We start from the raw sequence: 1,618 nt of genomic DNA, 5'->3' as shown, positions 1-1,618 counted from the left end.
CGCGACCGGCCTTCCCGTCCTGTCGGCGCTACCCGGCCAATTCCTGCTCAAGGATCTGGTGCTGATCGGAGTTGCCGTGTGGTCCCTGGGTGATTGCTTGCGGCCGTGCCCGCTTCGCGCGCTAAGCCTGCCCGGATCAGCGCTTGAAAAGCGTTCCCCTGATTAGTTTTTTCGCCGAGCTCACCGTGGCGTCATAGGCCGTCGGCGGCAAAGTGCCCGCTTGCTCCGACAGACCACGCGCCAGCGCGCAGATGGTCTCCGCCGTGGCCGTCGTGCCGATGCCGGGGGCGAGCATCCCATGCGCCCGGGCATCCTCGATGATCTCGGTGACGACGTCGTGTAGGGCCTTGGAACCCGGATATCTTGGGCTGCCACGCCGCAGCTGTGCATTGCTCTGGGCTCGCATCGCCCGCAAGAACGCGGCCAGGTACGGATAGTCGCGCATCAGTTGTCCGCATTCGTCGAGCACCGCATCGAGTCGATCTACGGCGTGATCGCGGTCTGCGGCGGCGGAACGCAGCCGGTGCGACACGATCTCCTCGATTTCCTCGCCCGTCGCGTTGAGCAGTTCGGACTTGTTCGGAAAGTAGTGATACAGACTGCCGCTGGTCATTTCGGCCGCGCGGGCGATTTCGCGGATCGTCGCTTGCGAATAGCCGACCTCGCCCACGCAGCGCATTGCCGCGGTGATGATTCGTCGGCGAGTCTGCTCAGCATTCGCGCCCACCGGACGCCCAAGCTGCGACGGCGTAGCGGTCATGCACCTCCGCGGGAGCCGGAAGTCGTTGGTCGGTCGAATATATTCGACCACATATCAGTGAGGATCCGATCCGCCATGACCCGAACACAGCTGGGCCGCCCCGTGGGCGCCAGTGGCGAGGAAACTCGCCGGCGGATCATTTTCGCAACCATGAGGTGTGTGGCCGAGGTCGGCTATTCGAAGGCCACGATCCGTGAGATCGCCCGCATGGCGAACGTGACGAGCTCCAGCTTGTACAACTACTTTCCCAACAAGTCGGAACTGATCAAGGCGACGATCTCGGCCCGGGCTGACGCGTCCATGCCCCGCCTGCGGCAGGCCGCACAACGCCCGGGCAACGTCATCGACCGAATCGAAGCCGTGCTCGACGAATGCGGACAGTTGATGCGCGAGTACCCGGACCTCGCCGCGTTCGAATGGGCGATCCGGGCGGAAAACGTCATGGCTTCGGGCGAGTGGGAAGAGCAAAATACGGGCTTCGAGACCTTCCGCGAGATTATCCGGGTTCCAAGGCCCTACACGACGTCGTCACCGAGATCATCGAGGATGCCCGGGCGCATGGGATGCTCGCCCCCGGCATCGGCACGACGGCCACGGCGGAGACCATCTGCGCGCTGGCGCGTGGTCTGTCGGAGCAAGCGGGCACTTTGCCGCCGACGGCCTATGACGCCACGGTGAGCTCGGCGAAAAAACTAATCAGGGGAACGCTTTTCAAGCGCTGATCCGGGCAGGCTTAGCGCGCGAAGCGGGCACGGCCGCAAGCAATCACCCAGGGACCACACGGCAACTCCGATCAGCACCAGATCCTTGAGCAGGAATTGGCCGGGTAGCGCCGACAGGACGGGAAGGCCGGTCGCG

2 protein-coding genes are annotated in these 1,618 nt (G+C 64.4%); one reads left to right on the top strand and one right to left on the bottom strand.

What is annotated here, in order from left to right; all coding sequences use genetic code 11:
* Positions 1-136: 136 nt before the first annotated feature.
* Positions 137-760: a TetR/AcrR family transcriptional regulator gene (locus A5652_RS21025; protein WP_067356130.1), complete on the bottom strand. Its 624-nt coding sequence runs from the start codon at positions 758-760 to the stop codon at positions 137-139.
* 159 nt (positions 761-919) lie between these two features.
* Between A5652_RS21025 and A5652_RS21020 the strand changes: the two genes are divergently transcribed.
* A complete protein-coding gene (locus tag A5652_RS21020) occupies positions 920-1,438 on the top strand; it encodes a TetR/AcrR family transcriptional regulator (RefSeq protein WP_369805843.1) in 519 nt (172 codons plus the stop codon).
* Positions 1,439-1,618: the final 180 nt, after the last annotated feature.

It is taken from the genome of Mycobacterium sp. 1165178.9, from assembly GCF_001673555.1.
Lineage (GTDB): Bacteria > Actinomycetota > Actinomycetes > Mycobacteriales > Mycobacteriaceae > Mycobacterium.
Note: the sequence above shows the minus strand (reverse complement) of the source record. Positions and strands in the feature narration are given on the sequence as shown.